This window comes from Streptococcus equinus, assembly GCF_900101445.1.
Classification (GTDB): Bacteria; Bacillota; Bacilli; order Lactobacillales; family Streptococcaceae; genus Streptococcus; species Streptococcus equinus_B.
In genome coordinates this window covers 1,249,616-1,270,204 of record NZ_FNKE01000001.1, presented here as the reverse complement: position 1 = coordinate 1,270,204, position 20,589 = coordinate 1,249,616, and the positions used below count along the sequence as shown (strand labels likewise).

At 37.6% G+C, this 20,589-nt stretch carries 19 protein-coding genes; 12 read left to right on the top strand and 7 right to left on the bottom strand.

Annotated features, from left to right (window positions below):
- From pstA to BLR83_RS06305, 5 genes are read left to right on the top strand one after another with little or no spacing between them, the layout of a single operon-like run.
- Positions 1-879, top strand: coding sequence for a phosphate ABC transporter permease PstA (pstA, locus tag BLR83_RS06325; protein ID WP_074560900.1), 879 nt, complete (start codon positions 1-3; stop codon positions 877-879).
- Complete coding sequence (pstB, locus tag BLR83_RS06320; RefSeq protein WP_074560899.1) at positions 872-1,621, top strand: phosphate ABC transporter ATP-binding protein PstB; 750 nt, start codon at positions 872-874, stop codon at positions 1,619-1,621. The genes pstA and pstB overlap by 8 nt, the downstream gene beginning before the upstream one ends.
- Positions 1,618-2,271 carry a phosphate signaling complex protein PhoU gene (phoU, locus tag BLR83_RS06315; RefSeq protein ID WP_074560898.1) on the top strand — a complete coding sequence of 218 codons (654 nt, stop codon included), beginning with the start codon at positions 1,618-1,620 and terminating at the stop codon, positions 2,269-2,271. Before pstB ends, phoU begins: the two co-directional genes overlap by 4 nt.
- A complete protein-coding gene (locus BLR83_RS06310) occupies positions 2,268-2,945 on the top strand; it encodes a response regulator transcription factor (protein ID WP_074560897.1) in 678 nt (225 codons plus the stop codon). Before phoU ends, BLR83_RS06310 begins: the two co-directional genes overlap by 4 nt.
- Complete coding sequence (locus BLR83_RS06305; protein WP_074560896.1) at positions 2,938-4,590, top strand: sensor histidine kinase; 1,653 nt, start codon at positions 2,938-2,940, stop codon at positions 4,588-4,590. The genes BLR83_RS06310 and BLR83_RS06305 overlap by 8 nt, the downstream gene beginning before the upstream one ends.
- Before the next feature lie 34 nt (positions 4,591-4,624).
- Here BLR83_RS06305 and BLR83_RS06300 read toward each other — a convergent pair whose 3' ends face one another.
- Positions 4,625-6,907 carry a Xaa-Pro dipeptidyl-peptidase gene (locus BLR83_RS06300; protein ID WP_074560895.1) on the bottom strand — a complete coding sequence of 761 codons (2,283 nt, stop codon included), beginning with the start codon at positions 6,905-6,907 and terminating at the stop codon, positions 4,625-4,627.
- A 120-nt stretch (positions 6,908-7,027) separates the two neighbouring features.
- On the opposite strand from BLR83_RS06300, the gene gla reads away from it, so the two are divergent.
- The 4 genes from gla (at position 7,028) to BLR83_RS06280 (ending at position 10,422) form a co-directional block, all read left to right on the top strand.
- Positions 7,028-7,873, top strand: a complete 846-nt coding sequence (gla, locus tag BLR83_RS06295) for an aquaglyceroporin Gla (protein ID WP_074560894.1) — start codon at positions 7,028-7,030, stop codon at positions 7,871-7,873.
- Between the two features lie 172 nt (positions 7,874-8,045).
- Complete coding sequence (locus BLR83_RS06290) at positions 8,046-8,792, top strand: CppA family protein (protein WP_074560893.1); 747 nt, start codon at positions 8,046-8,048, stop codon at positions 8,790-8,792.
- Positions 8,789-9,709, top strand: a complete 921-nt coding sequence (locus BLR83_RS06285; protein ID WP_074561110.1) for a serine hydrolase domain-containing protein — start codon at positions 8,789-8,791, stop codon at positions 9,707-9,709. Before BLR83_RS06290 ends, BLR83_RS06285 begins: the two co-directional genes overlap by 4 nt.
- Before the next feature lie 98 nt (positions 9,710-9,807).
- The gene (locus tag BLR83_RS06280) at positions 9,808-10,422 is read left to right on the top strand and encodes a DUF1269 domain-containing protein (protein WP_074560892.1); all 615 of its coding nucleotides are present in this window, start codon (positions 9,808-9,810) and stop codon (positions 10,420-10,422) included.
- A gap of 81 nt (positions 10,423-10,503) precedes the next feature.
- Here BLR83_RS06280 and BLR83_RS06275 read toward each other — a convergent pair whose 3' ends face one another.
- Entirely contained in the window at positions 10,504-10,941 is a 438-nt protein-coding gene (locus tag BLR83_RS06275) for a GNAT family N-acetyltransferase (protein ID WP_074560891.1), read from the bottom strand.
- Between the two features lie 60 nt (positions 10,942-11,001).
- Positions 11,002-13,326, bottom strand: coding sequence for a formate C-acetyltransferase (pflB, locus tag BLR83_RS06270; protein WP_074560890.1), 2,325 nt, complete (start codon positions 13,324-13,326; stop codon positions 11,002-11,004).
- Positions 13,327-13,542: 216 nt separating this feature from the next.
- Between pflB and dinB the strand changes: the two genes are divergently transcribed.
- The gene (dinB, locus tag BLR83_RS06265; protein WP_074561109.1) at positions 13,543-14,634 is read left to right on the top strand and encodes a DNA polymerase IV; all 1,092 of its coding nucleotides are present in this window, start codon (positions 13,543-13,545) and stop codon (positions 14,632-14,634) included.
- A 55-nt stretch (positions 14,635-14,689) separates the two neighbouring features.
- Here dinB and BLR83_RS06260 read toward each other — a convergent pair whose 3' ends face one another.
- From BLR83_RS06260 to rnhC, 4 genes are all read right to left on the bottom strand, one after another.
- Positions 14,690-15,190 carry a hypothetical protein gene (locus tag BLR83_RS06260; protein WP_074560889.1) on the bottom strand — a complete coding sequence of 167 codons (501 nt, stop codon included), beginning with the start codon at positions 15,188-15,190 and terminating at the stop codon, positions 14,690-14,692.
- Positions 15,191-15,445: 255 nt separating this feature from the next.
- Positions 15,446-17,914, bottom strand: a complete 2,469-nt coding sequence (locus BLR83_RS06255) for an SF1B family DNA helicase RecD2 (protein WP_074560888.1) — start codon at positions 17,912-17,914, stop codon at positions 15,446-15,448.
- A gap of 111 nt (positions 17,915-18,025) precedes the next feature.
- Entirely contained in the window at positions 18,026-18,619 is a 594-nt protein-coding gene (gene lepB / locus BLR83_RS06250; protein WP_074560887.1) for a signal peptidase I, read from the bottom strand.
- A 16-nt stretch (positions 18,620-18,635) separates the two neighbouring features.
- The gene (gene rnhC / locus BLR83_RS06245) at positions 18,636-19,535 is read right to left on the bottom strand and encodes a ribonuclease HIII (RefSeq protein WP_074560886.1); all 900 of its coding nucleotides are present in this window, start codon (positions 19,533-19,535) and stop codon (positions 18,636-18,638) included.
- A gap of 119 nt (positions 19,536-19,654) precedes the next feature.
- Between rnhC and zapA the strand changes: the two genes are divergently transcribed.
- A complete protein-coding gene (gene zapA / locus BLR83_RS06240) occupies positions 19,655-19,963 on the top strand; it encodes a cell division protein ZapA (RefSeq protein ID WP_006531956.1) in 309 nt (102 codons plus the stop codon).
- 3 nt (positions 19,964-19,966) lie between these two features.
- Positions 19,967-20,515 carry a CvpA family protein gene (locus tag BLR83_RS06235; protein WP_074560885.1) on the top strand — a complete coding sequence of 183 codons (549 nt, stop codon included), beginning with the start codon at positions 19,967-19,969 and terminating at the stop codon, positions 20,513-20,515.
- Positions 20,516-20,589: the final 74 nt, after the last annotated feature.

Genomic DNA, 20,589 nt, shown 5'->3' with positions numbered 1-20,589 from the left:
ATGAAAAATATCAATCGGAAGAATATAAAACAGCAGATTGATTTTCGTAGAAAAGATACCTTGTCAATGATTTTATTTTTTATGGTGTATCTAGCAGCTTTTTTATGTTTTTTAGTTATTATTTTTATCATCATTTACATTTTAGTCAGAGGAGTACCAAATCTTAATAAAGATTTATTTGCTTTAAACTATACGACAGAAAATGTTTCCTTACTTCCAGCATTGATTAATACCTTATCGATAACTTTATTGACATTATTTATTGCTGTTCCTGTTGGAGTAGGTGGTTCTATTTATTTGACAGAATATGCTAGAAGAGACAATTTTATAGTTGGACTTATTAGGGTTGCTACTGAAACATTATCAGGAATTCCATCAATAATCTATGGTTTGTTTGGAGCACTTTTCTTTGTAAAATACGCACATTTTGGCTTGTCTCTATTATCTGGTTCAATTACGCTAAGCATTATGATTCTTCCTTTAGTTATGAGAACAACAGAAGAGGCTTTGTTGTCTGTACCTGATAGTTATAGGGAAGGTGCATTTGCTTTAGGAGCAGGTAAGCTTCGAACAATTTTTAGAATTGTTTTACCAAGTGCAGTACCAGGTATCTTTTCAGGAGTTATTTTAGCTATTGGTCGTATTATTGGAGAATCTGCAGCTCTGATTTTTACAGCAGGAACTGTGGCAGAAGTGGCAAAAAGTATCTTTAGTTCTTCCAGAACTTTAGCAGTTCACATGTACGCGATATCTGGTGAAGGAATGTATCTTAAGCAAACTTATGCAACGGCTGTAGTTCTTTTAGTTTTAGTAATTGTAATCAATATCTTATCTGGCTTTGTTGCCAGACGTTTAGGAAGTGAGATGGGTGATGAGTAAGTTAATTGTTGATAATTTAGATTTGTATTATGGAGATTTTCATGCTTTGAAGTCAATTTGTTTAGAAATTCCGGCTAATGGTATTACAGCCTTTATTGGACCATCAGGATGTGGAAAATCAACGCTACTAAAAAGTTTGAATCGCATGAATGATTTGGTTAAAGACTGTCGAATCACCGGGCAGGTGATTTTGGATGGTAAAGATATTTATCAAGAGTTAGATGTTAATGGACTTCGAAAAAAAGTTGGCATGGTTTTTCAAAAGCCAAACCCATTTCCGATGAGCATTTATGATAATATTGCTTTTGGCCCAAGAACACACGGAATCCATTCAAAAGCTCAATTAGATGAGATTGTTGAGCATTCTTTAAAACAAGCAGCTATTTGGGATGAGGTCAAAGATCGTTTGAGTAAATCAGCTATGGGTTTATCTGGTGGACAGCAACAACGTTTGTGTATTGCGCGTGCGCTGGCTATTGAACCTGAGGTATTGCTAATGGATGAACCGACAAGCGCTCTTGATCCGATATCAACTTCTAAAATTGAAGATTTGGTATCTAAATTGAAAGAAAAATACAGTATTGTCATGGTAACTCATAACATGCAACAGGCTGTGAGAGTTTCAGATCAGACAGCTTTCTTTTTAATGGGAGAGCTGGTTGAAGTGAATAAGACAAGCCAACTATTTTCATTACCACAAGATGAAAGAACAGAAAATTATATTACAGGGAGATTTGGATGATTCGTTCAACATTTGAAAATCAATTGCAGGATTTAACGAAAAATGTCATTCTAATGGGAGCTTTTTGCGAGGATATTATTTCAAAATCTGTTCAAGTTTTAAAAAAAGAAAATCCTTCTTTAGTTAATGATGTTACTAAAACATATCAAAAAATTGAGCAATTTGAGAGAGATATTGAGGAACAGTGTTTAAAAATTCTTTTACGTCAACAGCCCGTTGCAAAAGATCTCAGACGTGTTTCAGCAGCCTTAAAGATGGTTTATGACATGAAGCGAATTGGAGCTCAAGCATCAGAAATAAGTGAAATTGTTAATCAAGGACATATTAAATCTGGAGTAGAGTTAGAGTATTTACAGAAGATGGTAGCTCATGTGGTTAGAATGGTAACAACTAGTGTTGATGCTTTTGTGTATAATGATGAAAAATTAGCTAATAGAGTCATCTCCTATGACAACACAGTTGACCAAGATTTTGATACAATAAAGGTAAATTTAATGACATACTTTTCTGGCGATGATGTTGATGGCGAATATGCTATTGATGTTTTGATGGTCGCTAAATATATTGAACGTATCGGTGACCATACGGTTAATATTGCTAAATGGGTAATTTTTTCTATTACTGGGCAATTAGACGGAGATGACATATGATTTACTGTGTTGAAGATGATGATGATATTCGTGAATTAGAACTTTATACTCTAAAAACAGCGGGATTTGAATCACAAGGTTTCGCAGACGCAGCTGACTTTTGGCAGGCTATGCAGGTACAAAAGCCTGATTTGATTTTACTAGACATTATGTTGCCCGGTAGCAGTGGATTATCTATTTTAGAGGAGTTAGAAGAAAATAGTGCTACCACTGAGATTCCTGTCATAATGGCAACAGCAAAGGGAACTGAATTTGATAAAGTTAAGGGGCTTGATATGGGAGCAGATGATTATCTTGTTAAGCCTTTTGGTATGATGGAGATGATTTCTCGGATTAAAGCAGTTTTACGTCGAAGTCAAAAAAATTATAAACCCAAGCAAGTTCGATTTGGAAATCTATTACTTGATGTTCAGAATTATGTTGTGAAAAAAGATAATCAAGTGATTCATTTGACTTTAAAGGAATTCGAACTTTTAGCTCTTTTGATGCAAAATCCTAATCGAGTATTCACTAGACAAGATTTACTTGAGCAAATTTGGGGAGTTGAGTTTTTAGGTGAAACAAGAACTGTTGACGTTCACATTGGAACGCTTCGAACAAAACTTGGTGATGCTAGTCATTTTATTCAAACCATTCGAGGAGTAGGTTACCGACTGGAGGATGATAATGGTTAAGAAAATTTTTCGTTCAACACTTTTAGTGAGTTTAGGTATCCTTTTTTCGGCAATTTTACTGATTATGGGAACACTTTATGGCTATTTTGCCCAGGTTCAAAAAGAGCAATTGAAAGCTGAGACCTTATTGGTTGCTCAAGGTGTTAATCTTGAAGGGAAAAAATATTTTAATCATTTGAAGGTATCAGGGATACGTATGACTTGGATTAATCACAATGGAACAATCCTTTATGATAATGAATCCAATCCTAAAAAAATGGACAGCCATTCTGATCGTGAGGAATTCAAGGAAGCTTTGCATGATGGCTATGGAGAAAGTACGCGTTATTCTTCAACCTTAACAACTAAATCCTTATATTTGGCACAGCGCTTAGATGATGGAAGTGTTATTCGATTGTCAGTGACACAGCATAGTTTATTGCTTTTGTATATTAGAATGTTCCAGCCGTTTGCATTGATTATTCTATTAGCGATGATTTTATCAATTTGGGCTGCACGATACACAGCTAAACGTATTGTTTCACCTTTGAATGATTTAGATTTAGATCAACCATTACAAAATGAAGCTTATGATGAGATCTCACCATTATTGAGACGGATTGACTATCATCAGAGAGTATTAAGTGAACAAGAAGCTCTATTGAATCAGAAAAAGGAAGAATTCGATACCATTATTTCAAAAATTAGGGAAGGTATTATTTTATTAGACGCAAAGCGCCGTGTAATTAGTATTAATAATGCTGCTCAGCAACTGTTTATGGTAGATCGAAATTGTTTAGGAAAAGATATTTTACAAATTACTAGAGATTTATCGTTTAATAATTGGTTAAGGTCTGGTTTATCTGGTAAAAAACAAGAGGGAATTATTCACTTTGGCAATGATAGTTACAAAATTCTTATCCGTCCAATTTTATTTGATAATAAGGTGACTGGGGTTGTTGTTCTATTATATGATGTGACCGATCAGCTACAGTTGGAACAATTGCGACATGAATTTACTGCGAACGTTTCACATGAGTTAAAAACACCATTACATGTTATTTCAGGATACTCAGAGATGCTTGCTAATGGAATGGTTTCAAGTGATGACACTCCTTATTTTGCAAGTAAAATTTACAAAGAATCTCAACGTTTGGTTCATCTAGTAGAAGATATTATTAATCTTTCTCACTTGGATGAGACTGATCAAGTACCAATGGAAATTTTAGATATTTATGCCATTGCTAAAAATGTTCTGGATAGCTTAGCAACTAAAGCAAATCAAAGAAATATTCATTTACAATTGACAGGTCAATCAGTCAAGATGTTGGGAAATCCTGCTTTAATTCACTCAATCTTGTACAATCTATGTGATAATGCAATTGTTTATAATCGTGATGAAGGTAGTGTAGATGTAGCTATTACATCAGATAAAGATCATATCTTTTTAACAATTAAAGACACTGGCTTAGGGATTCCAAAAGAAGAGCAAGAGCGAATTTTTGAAAGATTTTATCGTGTTGATAAAAGTCGTTCACGAAAAGTTGGTGGAACAGGGCTAGGATTGTCGATTGTGAAACACGCTCTAAATCTTCATAAGGCAACTATTCAAGTTCAAAGTCAGGAAAATGTCGGAACACAGATGCTACTTACATTTAATAAATAAAAAGTTGAACCTTTTGGTTCAACTTTTTAATATCTTATTTTTCTACCGGAAGCTTGATGCTTGATTGGTCCAAATCAACAGTCAAAATGTAGTTGCTGTTATCGCGGATAGTGTGTTCGAAGTCTGTTGTGTAGAGAAGGACACGTAAATTATCACCTTTTTGGAGTTTGTAGATGCTTGGTTGAAGCGTGAAATCAAGTGTCATCCATTCGTTTGGATTAATGTCTTCAATTGTCAACAAATCTGTGCGGTTTTGAAGATTGAGAACACCTTTTGTAATGACACGTTCTTGTGTTTTGACAAATGGGAGTTCCTTAAGAGCTTCGCGTGAGAAGTTGCGACCATTATCGATAGCATGTAAAGCTCGATTAGTTGGCACATCTTTGAAACGTTTTTTAGGACCATAATCAAGGACTTGAGCAGAAAGAATGCCCTTGTTTTCACTTGATTTAAGCGTTAAATGCAATTCTACTTGACCGTTGATATGGTAATCTTGGTTGATTGGAATATCAAGGCAAACAGCGTTAGCTTTACCAGCAAACAAATCACTCTTGAAGTTTCGGAAGTTTTTGCTGTAACGCTCAAATTCATCTTTGCCGTAATGGTTATCAATGATTTGACGGTCTTTTCCAAGTGGTAAAGTTTCTTTGGTATCACTACCAAATTCAGTAAGACGACTTGTCCAAGTTTGTTCCTGACTATTATCCTGCCAAATCAATGTTGGTAAATCAAAGTGATTATCTTGACCTAAGAGTTTTTGAGAGAGCAAAGCATTCATGCTTTCACGGAAATCAATGGATTGCCAGTTGTGCATGTAGACGTGCTCACCATTGTGAAGGAAGGCATGTTTTTCAACAGAGCTTGGTAATGCGTTAAAAATGTTAAAAATGTGACGTGGTTTAACGTTCCAATCTTGAAGACCGTGTGTGTAAACACAAGTAGCTTTAACTTTATCAGCATGTGGAAGATAGTTGCGGTCGTGCCAGAATTGGTTGTAATCACCAGAAGTGCGGTCGAGTTCCGCAGACTGTTCGTCAAGAAGTTTTTGATAGTGCTCGTTATTACGTAGATAATCACCAGAGAGCAAATTACGTGAGTAAGTCAATTCGGTAAGGACATCGAGGTCTTCACCAGGGTAACCACCAGGGCTGCAGACAAGACCATTTTCACGGTAGTAGTCATACCAAGATGAAATAGCTGATTCAGCAATGATGACTTTTAGTCCTTCAACGCCGGTTGTGGCAAGGGCAGTTGACATAGTCCCGAGATAAGATTTACCAGTGGTACAAACTAAACCATTTGACCAATCAGCTAGCACTTTTTGATCACGACGGTGGCTAGAAAAGGCGATTGCTCTGCCATTTAACCAATCAATAACAGCTTTAAAACTTTCTACTTGAGCGTAATCACCACTTGTCATAAAGCCATTTGAACCAGCTGTTCCAACTCCAGAGACATAGATATTGGCAAATCCGCGAGCTAAGAAATAGTCATTCAGGGTATAAGGGTCGATGAAGTTGAAACTTTCTTCAGTCTCACCCACTGGAAGATCAAGGTCAGGAGTTTCAAGTGGCTCGAAGTCACGTGTCTCAACACTGATTTTACCAGCGGGTTTAACAGCTAAATCGCCTTCCATTTTGTAAAGTTTCTTGTCGTTAGCAACGCCATTTGTTCCTTCGTGGTAAGGACTTGCAGTCATCATGGTTGGCACGTGATGTTTGGTATTTGGTCGAATGATATTGACTTTAATCAAATCTAATTGTCCATCTTGATCGGTATCAAGAGGAGATTGAACGTAGACAACTTCACGAATCAAGTCATTCGTATCAAATGTTGCTAAAGATTTGCCGTTGAAGAAATGGTAATCATTATCAACCGGAATCAGACCTTTGCTGATTAAATCATCAAGTAAAGTCATTCCGCCTTTTTGACGACTCACAAGTAGGTGGTAAAGGGCTTCAATAATGTGTCCTTTTTGATAATTGATTGGAAAGTCGATTTTTTCTAAAAAGTCAGTTGTATCTGTAAAATCAACGTGTGGTGTGAATCCGAGTAATTGAAGGGCAACGGTATAAAAAATATCTGCCGTTAGAGGACAATCAGATTGGAAAAATGTCAGTAAATCTGTCTCGAAATCTGCGATAAGATTGTGAAGTGGGTAATCCGTGTCTTTATAATTAAAGAAAATCTTACGACAGAAGTGCTCCAGTGCCTCTTTATCAGATTGACGTTTGTTAAGCTCAAATCCAAGAGCTTGTAATTCTTGTTCACAAGCATCGGCAGGCCTTGGTATGTAAGAGAATTGGTTATATTTCATGAAAATTTCTCCTTCTAAAAGTAAACGTTTTAATTTTACAGATAACCTTTACATTATCTATTATACTTGATAAAATGTTAGTTGTCTAAACTATATTTTTTTTGGAGGAAACAAAAAGACATGGACTTTTCATGGACTGTGAAATACATCACAGAATTTATTGGAACAGCTCTTCTTATCATCCTTGGTAACGGTGCTGTTGCAAACGTTGATCTTAAAGGTACAAAAGGACACAACTCAGGTTGGGTTATCATCGCTCTTGGTTATGGTTTTGGTGTTATGATGCCAGCTCTTATGTTTGGTAACGTTTCTGGTAACCACATCAACCCTGCTTTCACAATTGCACTTGCAGTTTCAGGTTTGTTTGAATGGTCACACGTTGCTCAATACATCATCGCTCAAGTACTTGGTGCAATGTTTGGTCAATTGCTTGTTGTTATGGTTCACAAACCATACTACCTTCAAACTGAAAACCCAAATGCTATCCTTGGTTCATTCTCAACTATCTCAGCTGTTGACGATGGTACAAAAGAAACTCACAAAGCTGCATGGGTTAATGGTTTCTTGAACGAGTTCCTTGGATCATTTGTACTTTTCTTTGGTGCAATGGCTCTTACTAAAAACTACTTCGGTGCACAATTGATTTCTCAATTGACTGCTGCAGGTTATGATGCTTCTACAGCTGCAACTCAAGTTGCTCCTTACACTACAGGTTCACTTGCTGTTGCTCACATGGGTATCGGATTCCTTGTTATGACACTTGTAACTTCACTTGGTGGTCCTACAGGTCCTGGTCTTAACCCTGCACGTGACCTTGGTCCACGTATCGTCCATGCTTTGCTTCCAAAATCAATTCTTGGTGAACACAAAGGCGATTCTAAATGGTGGTATTCATGGGTACCAGTTGTAGCTCCAATCCTTGCTGGTGTTGCTGCAGTTGCCTTGTTCAAATTCTTATACCTATAAGATTACAAGATAATAAACCAGAAAAGAACCTTCGGGTTCTTTTTTATTATGCCAGGAGAGCATAATTTCTTGTCAAACTGACTATTTTTTTCTAAAATAGAAAAGACCCGGTCCTTATTTTGTAAGAACTTGTATAACATCATCTAACAAAAAACACTGTGAGGAGATAATTATGACTTTATTTAACGGAGTCACGTTTAGGCATCCCGTTTTACGTATCAATAATCGTGATCACAACATCGATTTTTATCAAAAATTAGGCTTTAAATTAGTGAACGAAGAAAATGCTATTGCTGTATTTTCAACAAAACAGCGAACTGCTCGTTTCGTCATTGAAGAATCACCAGCACCAGACACTCGTGCTGTTAAAGGTGATAAAAAAGTTAATAAAATCGTTGTTAAAATCCCTAAAGCAAGTGAGATCGAAGGAATTTTAGGTAACGGTATTGATGTGGAACGACTTTTCAAAGGTAAACGAGGCTATGCTTTTGAGACAGTATCTCCAGAAGGTGACCTCTTCCTCTTGCATTCAGAAGACGATATTCAGGAGTTAAGAGAAATTGATAACCAAACATTTCCTGAAAATGACGCCTTAAAAGAAGTTTCTGATTTCTACTTTGAAGGTTTGACACTTAATGTTGCTGACAAAGCTGGTACTCAAGCTTTCTATCAAACTGTATTCGGTGGTAAATTGCCATTAGATCTTCAGTTTGAACAAGGAAATGGAGCAGATTTAACTGTTGACCCTCAAAAAACATGGGATTTGGAAATTCTAGAATTTAAAGTTCCTAAGAACTATGATCTTAAAGCTTTAGCTGATTATTTAGAAGCTAAAGGACAATCTATCTATCTAGATAAAAAAGAAAGTGTCCTGGTTCTTTCAGATCCTAGTCAAGTTGAAATTTGGTTTATCAAATGACAGATTTGCTAGACATTATCAATGATCAGATTGATCGCAATATTTATCATGGAGCTAGTTTAGCTCTTTTTAAAGACAATCAATGGACAGAGCACTATATTGGAACGATTGATGGTAAGAATCCTGTTGTTTCTGGTTTAATATATGATTTGGCCTCTGTATCTAAGGTGGTTGGTGTCGGAACAGTTGTTATTTCACTTGTCCGTGAAGGAAAGTTGGATATTGATGCGCCGCTTAAGCAATATTATCCTGATTTTCATGAGGAGAATCTGACGCTTCGCCAACTATTAACCCATAGCAGTGGGATTAATCCTTTTATTCCAAATCGTGATGCGCTTAATGCCAAGGAGTTAAAAGAGGCTATTAATCACATTACGGTAGAAGATAAAAAGGATTTCTTGTACACAGATATTAACTTTTTATTGCTTGGTTTTATGTTGGAAGGTATTTTTGGAAAATCTTTAGATGAGTTTTTCAAGGAAAAGGTATTTGAACCTTTTGACATGACTAAGACAGGTTTTGGGCCAGTTAAAGGTGCTGTGCCAACGGTAGCTGGAATTTCTGACGGCCTTGTCCATGACCCTAAAGCTAAGGTGCTTAAAAATCACGCCGGCTCAGCTGGGTTATTTTCTAATCTTGCTGACCTTAAAAAACTGTGTCAGCATTATCTGACGGATGATTTTGCGCGTGATATTTGGCAAAACTTTAGTCATGCCAATAAAGAACGCTCGCTAGCTTGGAATAAAGAGGGAGATTGGCTTGACCATACAGGTTATACGGGAACTTATGTGGCTATTAATCGCGAAGAACAAAAAGCGGCTATTTTCTTAACCAATAGAACCTATTCTTACGATGACCGTCCGCTTTGGATTAAAGAACGTCAGAAAATTTCTAACTGGATTCAGGAAAATTTTTAAAAAGACTGCTATTTTTATGAAAACGTTTTACTTTTTCTCGGCTTTTTTAGTGCGAAAGTGCTATAATGAAGGTAACCAGAGAAAAGGAGGACAAGGTTATGGCAGATGTACTTACTGTTGTTTTCAATGTTGAAAGTGAAGCTTATCAAGCATTTTCAGAATTAAAAGCTTTCAAGCAAGACAGCCACACCCAAATCGCACAAATTGCCTTGGTCAAGAACGAAAATGGTAAAATCACTATTAAAGATTCTGTTGATTTTGATGATACCAGCCATGAATATGCAACGATTGGTGGAATTGTCGGTGGTTTGATTGGTATCTTGAGCGGACCGATTGGTGTTATTATCGGCTACGGTATCGGAAGTCTTGCCGGTGCTGCGAGTGGTAGTATGACAGACGCTACCAACAATAGCTTGATTGAAGAAGTGACAACTAAGCTACTTGATGGCGATGTTGCTGTTATTGCTTTGGTGCATGAAGAGGATGAAAGTATATTGAACCATGTCTTTGCTCCTTATAAGACAAATATCATGCGTTGGGATGCTGTCGCTCTTGCTCGTGAAGTTGAACTTGCAGGTCAAGTTCAAGATGAACTTTATGACAAGGTTCAAGAAGACATGAACGAACGTCGTGTTAATCATTTAAAAGAACAAGGTAATGATATTGCAGAAGCCATTAAGGCTAAATTCCGTCGCTTACGAGGAAAAGAATAGTTTTAAGCAGTCAATCGCTATTCATCTCTAAACAGTGAAAAATAAACACTCTTGACTTTCGGTCAGGAGTGCTTTTTTATTTTATAAAGTTTTCATCATGCTGATATGTTGGATGCCTGCTTCCTCAAATTCTTCACCAAAGGGAGTGAAGCCAAGTTTATCGTAAAAGCCTTTTGCTGTTAATTGCGCATGAAGAATCATTTCTTTAAACCCTTGTTGTTTACAAAAAGTGATGACTTCTTCTAGAAGGTACTTTCCAAAATGCTTTCCTTGATGGTCAGGAAGAACTGCCATGCGTTGCAAAGTTGCTTTGCTGTGGTCTTGATTTGGCAAAATGCGGCAAGTAGCGACAGCATTTTCTGAGTCATTATAAAGGACAAAATGCAGACAATAAGCTTCGTTTTCATCGATTTCAAGAGATAAAGGAACACCCTGTCCTTTTACAAAAACGATTTGTCGGATTTTCATGGCATCTAAATAGGTGTCTGAAAGTGTATTTCTGGTTTGTTTGATTTTCATAGCTCTATTTTAAGGACAAAAAAAGACTCTGTCAACTGACAAAGTCTTTTTCGATATTTATTATTTAGCAGCAACAGTTTCAGCAACGTCATCCATTGAAAGAACTTCGTGGAAGACGCGTTGTGTCAATTCTGTCTTTTGTTCTTTAGTAAGGTATTTAGTGTTGACACAGTAACCTGAGATACGAACGATAACATCTTCACCATTCATAATCTTGTCATAAACATCTTTGAGGTCCATGACGTTTAAGTTAACGTGTTGTCCACCGTTTTCGAAGTAACCGTCAAGGATAGTTACCAAGTTATCAACTTGTTCATCAAATGTCTTACCAAGAGCGCGTGGAGAAACTTGAGTTGTAAGTGAGATACCATCTGCAGCGTATGAGAAGTCAAGGCTTGCAAGAGAGTTCAAGTTTTGCAACCAACCACCGCGAGCTTTGTTAGATGGGTTAGCACCTGGTGAGAAGAATTCAAGTTTAGAAAGGTTTACAGTACCATCTTCGTTGAGGTAAACACCTTTGTGAACTGGAGAGTTACCAGTTTGTTTAGAGTAGGCAACGTTTGAAGTGATTGTAAGAAGTGATACAGTAGCTTCAGCGTTCTTGTAAAGTTTGTGGCTACGAAGACGAGTAGTGTAAGCTTCTACCAACCATTCAGCAAGTTCGTTAGAACGAGGGTCATCTTCACCCCAACGAGGGAAGTCACCAGTTGTTTCGTAGTCGTAGATGTAACCATCTTCGTCACGGATTGGTTTAACAGTAGCGTATTTGATTGCTGACAAAGTATCAACAGTATTGGCAAAACCACAGATACCGAATCCCATGTTGGCACGTTGTTTAGTTGGCAAGAATGCCATTTGAACAGCTTCGTAGTTGTATTTATCAGTCATGTAGTGAATGATGTTAAGGGCATCTACGTAAGTTGAAGTCAACCAATCAAGAGATTTTTCAAAGTTAGCTTTAACAGTTTCGAAATCAAGGATTTCGTCACGAACTGGTTCAATATCAAATACTTTGTAATCTTTGTGGACATCGTCGTAACCACCGTTCAAACCAGTAAGAAGAGCTTTAAGGACGTTTACACGAGCACCAAAGTATTGGATGTTGTGACGTTGTTCTTCGTTTTCTGGGTCAAGTGGTGATACACAACATGAGATACATGACATTTCACCATAACCGTCTTTAGCCATTGTTGTTACACCTTCGTATTGGATTGAAGAGTGTTTGTGTGACATTTTCATACAGTAGCGACGGAATGAATATGGCAATTTATCGGTCCAAAGAACTGTCAAGTTTGGTTCTGGAGCGTTACCGATGTTATCAAGTGTGTGCAAGAAACGGTAGTCCATTTTAGTAACACGGTGACGACCGTCAGCACCCATACCAGCCATAGATGTAGTGATGAATGTTGGGTCACCTGAGTAAAGTTCGTCGTAAGCTTTAGTACGAGCAAATTTTACAGTACGAAGTTTCAAGACAAAGTCATCGACAAATTCTTGGATTTCTGATTCTGTGAAAGTACCACGAGCAAGGTCACGTTCGGCAAAGATATCAAGAACGATTGGGACACGTCCAAGAGAAGTAGCAGCACCGTTGATAACACGACATACGGCCATGAAGGCGATGTTTACCCATTGGATAGCTTCTTTAACGTTCATGGCTGGTTTACGGACATCAACACCGTAAAGGTCACCAAGTTTAACAACTTCACCAAGAGCTTGGTATTGCATGTTAACTTCTTCGCGAAGACGAATAGATTCTTCGTCGATTTCAGTGATAGCGTTCCAGTCGTTAACTTTTTCTTGCATCAAGTAGTCTGCACCATAAAGAGCAAGACGAGCATAAACACCGATGATACGTCCACGTGAGTAAGCATCTGGAAGACCAGTTACTGTGTGAGCGTGACGGGCACGGCGGATATTAGATGTATAAGCGCGGAAAATTCCGTCATTTACTGTAGTAGTGTATTTTGTGAAAATTTCATGAACAGCAGGATCTGGTTCATAACCATGTTCTTTAAGTGCTGTTTCTGCCATGCGGATACCACCTTTTGGCATGAAATTCAATTTGAACAACTCATCATTTTGAATACCGTAGATTAATTCATCGTCTTTTGAAATATAGCCGGCAGGAATATCTGCGATTGATGTTGGACGAGTGTCCATTGGGAAACGAGTTGCTTCGTATTTAGCTTTAGTGTCTTCAATGATTTTCTTGATTTTAAGAGAGCGTTCAGTAGCTGGTGCTAAGAAGCTTTCATCACCATCATATGGTGTGTAGTTAGCTTGAACGAAGCGAGAAACGCTGGCTTTTTCTTTCCAGTCAGTACCTTTAAAGCCTTCCCAGGCTTTTTCAAAAACATCTGCATTTGTTTTAACAGTCGCCATAATGAGATTTCTCCTTAAATTCTAGTAACAAGTCATCTGTTACATTTACAAGTATAAGTTTAGCACAAAGGAAGCGTTTTCCCAAGCGAAAAAATTGGAAAAAACAAGAATCTTTTCTAGTACAGTTTCAGAAACTTGGACAACTGTACTAGAAATTTGTAAGTTTTGCTTGAAAGCAATGAAAATTGTTATAATAGAGTCAGAAAGGACTGGATGATGCTTATTTTTCCATTAATTAATGACACTTCTCGAAAAATTATTCACATTGATATGGATGCCTTTTTTGCATCAGTGGAAGAAAGGGATAATCCAGACCTCAAAGGAAAGCCTGTGATTATCGGCTCTGATCCGCGTAAGACAGGTGGACGAGGCGTCGTATCGACATGTAACTATGAAGCCAGAAAATTTGGCGTTCATTCGGCCATGTCTTCAAAAGAAGCTTACGAACGTTGTCCACAGGCTATTTTTATTTCTGGAAATTATCAGAAATACCCAGAAATCGGAATGCAAATTCGTGAGATTTTCAGACGTTACACCGATCTTGTTGAGCCTATGTCGATTGATGAGGCTTACTTGGATGTGACTGAAAATAAACGCGGCATCAAGTCAGCGATTAAAATCGCTAAAATGATTCAATATGATATTTGGCAAGAAGTTCACCTGACTTGTTCAGCCGGTGTCTCTTATAACAAATTTCTAGCTAAACTAGCTTCGGATTATGATAAACCGAAAGGTTTAACCTTAGTATTGCCAGAAGATGCGCAGGATTTCTTGAAAAAATTACCAATTGAAAAATTTCATGGTGTTGGTAAAAAATCAGTTGAAAAGCTACATCAAATGGGTGTTTTTACGGGGGCGGATTTATTAGAAATACCAGAGATGACCTTGATTGACCATTTCGGGCGCTTTGGCTATGATTTGTACCGTAAAGCGCGAGGTATTTCAAATTCACCAGTCAGACCCAATCGTATTCGAAAATCTATTGGGAGTGAACGTACCTACAGTAAACTACTGTATGAGGATGCTGATATTAAGTCGGAGATTTCAAAAAATACACGTCGAGTTGTGGACAGCTTAATGCGAAATAATAAAGTTGGTCGCACTGTCGTTTTGAAGGTTCGATACGCGGATTTTTCGACTTTAACCAAGCGTAAAACACTAGATGATGTCACCAATGATTTTGAGGTGATTGACCAAGCTGCTCATGCGATATTTGACAGCTTAGAAGAATCAAAATCTGGCGTGCGTCTTCTTGGGGTTACTATCATGGGATTAGAAGATAATATTCGTCCATTAAATCTCTTTTAAAAATTAAAATACCGTCTTAGCTCAAGTTCTGAGACGGTATTTGATTTCTTAAAAGTTATTGATTAACACTTTCAGAATCAGTCTCATCGTCTTCTTTGTCTAATAGCTGCGCTGCTTTGTTGTACACATAAGCATAAAGTCCCAAAAAGACAAGTGGCAAAACGATATTGAATGGTGAAAGTGGGATATTGAGATATACAGTCAAGGCAAAGCTTGCAAGATTGTAAACAACAGTATAAATCAAGGCAATGCGGTAAGGTGATAAACTTGGAGCATTGTCTTTGATTTTTGATAAGTTTTTGAATGCTAAAACAGCTACAATGATGTTAACAACAAGAGCGATAACAGCAATAATAACGTTGCCCACATTGGTAGTAGCTTCAAGAACCTTGATTTTTTCAGCATCAAGTTGTCCTTTAAAGGTATCAAAGTTATTAACTAAGACATAATAGCTAATAATACTCCAAACCTTACTTAAAGCAGCAAGAACATTTACCCAAGCGATAAAAAGCGTCCAAGAACGCAAAGATTGACGAATTTTTTCATAAGAAACCATTTCAAACCTCCTAAAAACAATGGTAATCCTATTATGATAGTACAGATATTATAACACAATTTCCTTATATGTAAACACTTTTCTGTCAAGAGATGTTATATCAAGAAACCCTTTAGTTTCAAGGATTAAATCGTTTTAAGCCTCTAAATGTTTTAAGTGTAAAGCTATTCTATCATCTGAAAATTTATATTTATACAAAATAAATGCATAAGAAAAACTAGGAATTTAGTACAAAATTAACCTAGTTTTTTCTTTTTATTTTTTGAAAAATTGTTCGATATCTTCTTGAGTGATACCAATCATTGGATCAATAAATGGAAGATTTTCTTCTGTTAGACGGTATTCTTTGACGTTATCTGGTTTGTCTTCGTCAAAATCAAGGCTAAGTTGAACAACTTTTTCGGATTTTTCTTCTTCTACGTGAGCAGAAGAAGAACTTGTTTTATCTTCTAGTGGCTCATTTTGGCTTTCTTCTGCCTCGGCTTGATTTTCTATCGTTTCTGAGTTGTCAAGTTTTTCTGGATTTGCTGTGAAGCGTTGGACGAGGTAAGTCTTGCGTTTAGAGCCTTCGTTTTTTATGGCGTAATCAAAGGCAGCAATCTCTCCCAGCATGACTAATTTACTTTTAGAGCGGGTAATGGCTGTGTAAATCAGATTGCGTTGTAGAAGACGACGACTTTGGCGTGTGATTGGCAGAATAACTACTTGGAATTCACTCCCTTGTGATTTGTGAATGGACATGGCGTAGGCAAGCGTGATTTTGTGCCATTCGTTACGAGGGTAAATCACTTCTGTCCCATCAAAAGACATGTAGAGTTCATCTTGCTTTGATTCTGTGTATTTGGCGGGAATCAAGTCTGTGATATATCCGATATCACCGTTAAAGACATTGAGTTCGGCGTCATTAATCAAATGAAGAACTTTGTCCCCTTTACGGAAATTCATATCACCAAAGGCAAATGATAATTGGTCACCGAGTGGATTAAGCAAATCTTGAATGATTGTATTGAGGCGGTTAATGCCGGCAGCACCACGGTACATAGGCGCAAGAATTTGAATTTCTTGAGGGCTAATGCCGCTTTTAATAGCTGCGCTGACAATTTTCGGAATCATCTCAGGAATATACTGGGCACCAGCTTCAAAGTAAGAACGGTCCGCTTTTTTCTGGGTAAAATCAGCTGGCAAGACGCCTTGTCTCATCTGATTAGCTAGAGTGACAATAGTCGAATCTTCAGATTGCCTAAAGATTTTTGTCAATGCTATTTGTGGAAGAGTTTTGATTTTAAGCAAATCAGCTAGCACTTGCCCAGGCCCAACGGATGGAAGTTGGTCGCTATCTCCAACAATAATGACTTGAGTATTTGATGAAATGGAGCTAAAGAGCTGATTAGCTAGCCAAGTATCTACCATTGAAAATTCATCGATGATAATCAAATCACAGTCCAAATAATCATCCATGGCTTGATAGTCATTGTCACCGTTTAATCCAAGATGACGGTGGATGGTTGCACTTGGAAGCCCAGTTAATTCGTTCATGCGACGTGCTGCACGACCTGTTGGCGCAGCAAGAACGATTGGAATATCTTTTTTCTCTAAATCAATGCCGTGCAAATCAGCATAAGCAGCAATCAAACCATTAATGACGGTTGTTTTACCAGTTCCTGGTCCCCCAGTCAAAATGAAAACTTTACTTTGAAGTGCTTCTTTGATGGCATTCTTTTGAACGGTATCATAGGAAATGCCAAAGGTGTCTTCGATGTCTTCAATTTCTTCTTGTAAGTCTTGATCTGAAAACTGTTTAGTTAATGGAGTATCAAGGATGCGTGTTAGATTTTTTTTGATACCCGCTTCGGCATAAAATAGTGTGTTATCAAAGATTTTTGTGCCGATATTTTGCACCTTGTCTTCAGCGATAAGCGTAGATAATTCCTTAGCAACAGCAGCAGGGTCTAGCTCAATTTGGCGGGCTTCCTCTAAAATGGTAATAGCATTTTCTAGTAAATCACGCGCCTCAACGTAAGTATCTCCATTTTCAACCGAGGTTTCAAATAAGCTGTGAACGAGTGCTGCACGAAAACGCTGCGGTGCATCTGCCTCAATGCCCAATTGTTCGGCGAGCTGGTCCGCAATTTTAAACCCAATGCCTTGAATATCTTCAACCAATTGGTAAGGATTTTCTTGGATAATCTCTAAACTTTCTTCCTTATAATGATTGAAAATATCAATAGCTACACGATTGGTTAAGCCGTATTCAGCGAGTTTTGAGAGGATTTGCTCAGTACCATAGTTGAGCTTTAATTTGGCAACAAAATTGTCACGATTTTCTTTAGATAGTCCTGAAATGCTCTCGAGCTTACTTGGGTCTTCTAGAATTTTATCAATCGTATCATCACCGTAGAGTTGGACGATTTTTTCAGCTGTTTTCTTCCCAATGCCTTTAAAGTGGTCGCTTGAAAAGTACTTGATGAGCCCAGAAGATGTTGGTTTTGTTCGCTCGTATCTGGTAACTTTTAGCTGTTCACCATATTTTGGATGCTGGGTTAATTCTCCCCAGAAGGTGTAGTTTTCGCCTTCGATGACATCAGCAATGGTTCCTGTGACAATGATTTCAAAATCATCAAAGTCAGAATCGGTATCTTCGATTTCGAGTAATATGATTTTAAAGAAGTTACTGGCGTTTTCAAAAATAATACGGTCAATGGTGCCAGAAAAAAAGTATTCCATAAGTCATCCTTACTTGATTGTTATAGTGGCTTTATTATATCATTCGCCAATGTGATAGACAAACATCGCATTAAAAAGACCTAACTCATGTGAGTTAAGTCTTCATTGAACTTAGTTGACGCCTCCAATTTTTGAGAGTGGCCAGAAGCGGAATTTGACTTCGCCGACGATAGCTGATTTTTTGAAGGAACCAACTTCACGGCTGTCTTTTGAAACGATGCGGTCATCTCCAAGCAAGAAATACTGATTTTTGGGAACTTTGACAGTAAATTCAGTGCTGCCATCCTTAGCAGTAGTGAAGGCATCAGAGCTTTCAGCTAGTTGTTGGAATAAGGTGTTGTAAGAGTAAATGTCTTGCAACTCATCATCATCGAAAGCTTTTTGGTATTTGTCTAGATAAGGTTCACTTGTCTTTTTACCGTTAACGTAAAGGGTATCGTCTTTATAGGTAATGGTATCACCTGGGAGTCCGATGACACGTTTAACGATTTCTTTGGTTTTGTTACCTTCTTTTTCTTTCGCTACAACAATATCAAAGCGATCAATTTTGGCAGTTCTTAGAACGATTAGGCGTTCTCCATCAGCCAGTGTAGGGTCCATAGAATGACCGTCAACACTCACAGGCTGGATAAGGAAAAGACGAACAAGACCAAGAGCGATGAAAAAGAGGATAAAGGGTCCCCATTCTTTGATGAATTGTTTCATAATTGGTTCCTCGATGTTATTTTTTTAATAAATTTTGTGCTTTTTGGGTGTTTGCAAAGTGGAGTTTTGCAGTGTGTTCTAAACCAGGCATGCCGTAAGCTGCTAAAATTTGACTAGCTACTTTATCAGATTTGCTACCAGCACCACTTGTGAGTTTGTACTGTACTTCTTGGCTTAGCTTATCTAAATTCTCTAAGAAAAGGTTACGGGCGATAATGGAACTAACTGCGACAGCTAGGTATTTTCCTTCAGCCTTTTCTTCTAGCGTTAGAGGATTGTCAAAGTGATTTACCTCATTTTTGAGGTATTTTTCGTAATTTTGACGGCTTGTAAAAGCATCAATCACGATTTTTTCAGGTTTTACACCATCTTGCAGCAGCAGATAAATGGCTTGGTTATGAAGTGCAACCTTGACAGAGACAGCGTTATGCATCTTGCCCTTTCCGACGACTTGGTTGTATTTTTGAGGGGACAATAGCAGAGCTTTATGCTTGATTTTCTCTTCTAAGATTGGGGCGATTTGGCGAATTTTGCTATCTGTTAAATTCTTAGAATCATCGACACCAAGTTTCTTTAAAAGCGCGTGGTCATCAGGAGTTACAAAACTAGCAACAACCGCTAAGCCACCAAAGTAAGAACCGTTGCCAACTTCATCTGAGCCGATTAAAGGCATGGCTTGACCAGCCTTAGTATCTTGTGTATCTTCTGACGCTTGATAGCCAAATTGGCTTGCGATTTCTTGTGCAGCATTTCCCTGAAAAACGACTTTACCAGAGGTGTACACAAGCACTGTGACGCCATTTACTTTTGCGGCAAAAGTGACGTAGGGATTATTGTTTGCGACTTGTTTGCCAGACAGTGTTTTAGTGAGGTTTTGCAAGTCAGTTTTCCCTAGTTTCATAACAATTGTATTCATAATTTTATTGTAACATAAAAAGATGACAAGGTGGCAAAATAGCCTGTTGAAACTGGGATTTTCACGCTTTCATTTTACGAAATGTTTATTTTAAGGTATAATGTCAAGGAGGTGACTATATGGAAAGCAAAAATCGTTATAAATTCGTCTTTGGAGAAAAGTCGCTCACATTGACAACAGATAAGGATAACCTCTTTATGGAGGAAGTTGAGCGTGTAGCCAAAGAAAAATATAATACAATCAAAGAAAAATTACCACAAGCTGATAATGAAACGATTGCTATTTTGATGGCTCTCAATTCGCTTTCAACTCAGCTTAGTCGTGAGATTGAAGTTGAAAAAATGGAAAAAGAATTGACGGCTCTCCGTTCTGAGGCGATTGACGATATTAAGGAGAAAGCCAGCAAATCTGATTCTGATGAGGAATAATATATGTTATCAGTTTTTATTTTGCTGATTTTAGCTTGGCATTTTTACATTGGTTATTCACGTGGCATTATCTTGCAAGCTTATTATTTTGTAGCTAGTATTGTGTCATTAGTCGTGGCTAGCCGGTTTTATGAAGCGTTGTCTGAAGAGATTACTTTGTGGATTCCTTACTCAAATGCTGGGCAAGGTGCTAGTATGAATTTCTTCACAGATGTTAATATTTTTGATTTAGATAGAGTTTATTATGCTGGGGTGGCTTTCACAGCTATTTACATGCTGGTTTATGCCATCTTTCGTTTTATAGGGATTTTGGTGCATTTGGTACCGATTCATCATTTTGATAGTGTCAAGCTTAATTGTTTTAGCGGTGTCTTAGCCGTTTTGGTAGCGCTAGTCTTTTTCGGTTTAGTCTTGACATTACTTGCAACAGTCCCAATGTCAATGGTTCAAAATCTTCTCTCAAGCAGCTGGATTGCACGTTTGATTATTAATTATTTCCAACCATTGACAGGTGTTATTAAGGCACTTTGGGTAACAGCCATTTTAGGATAAGAAGAAGGGCGTTTAGCCCTTATTTTTGTATGAACATGAGTGTGCTAAAAGAGCACTAGAATAAGGTAAGTTTT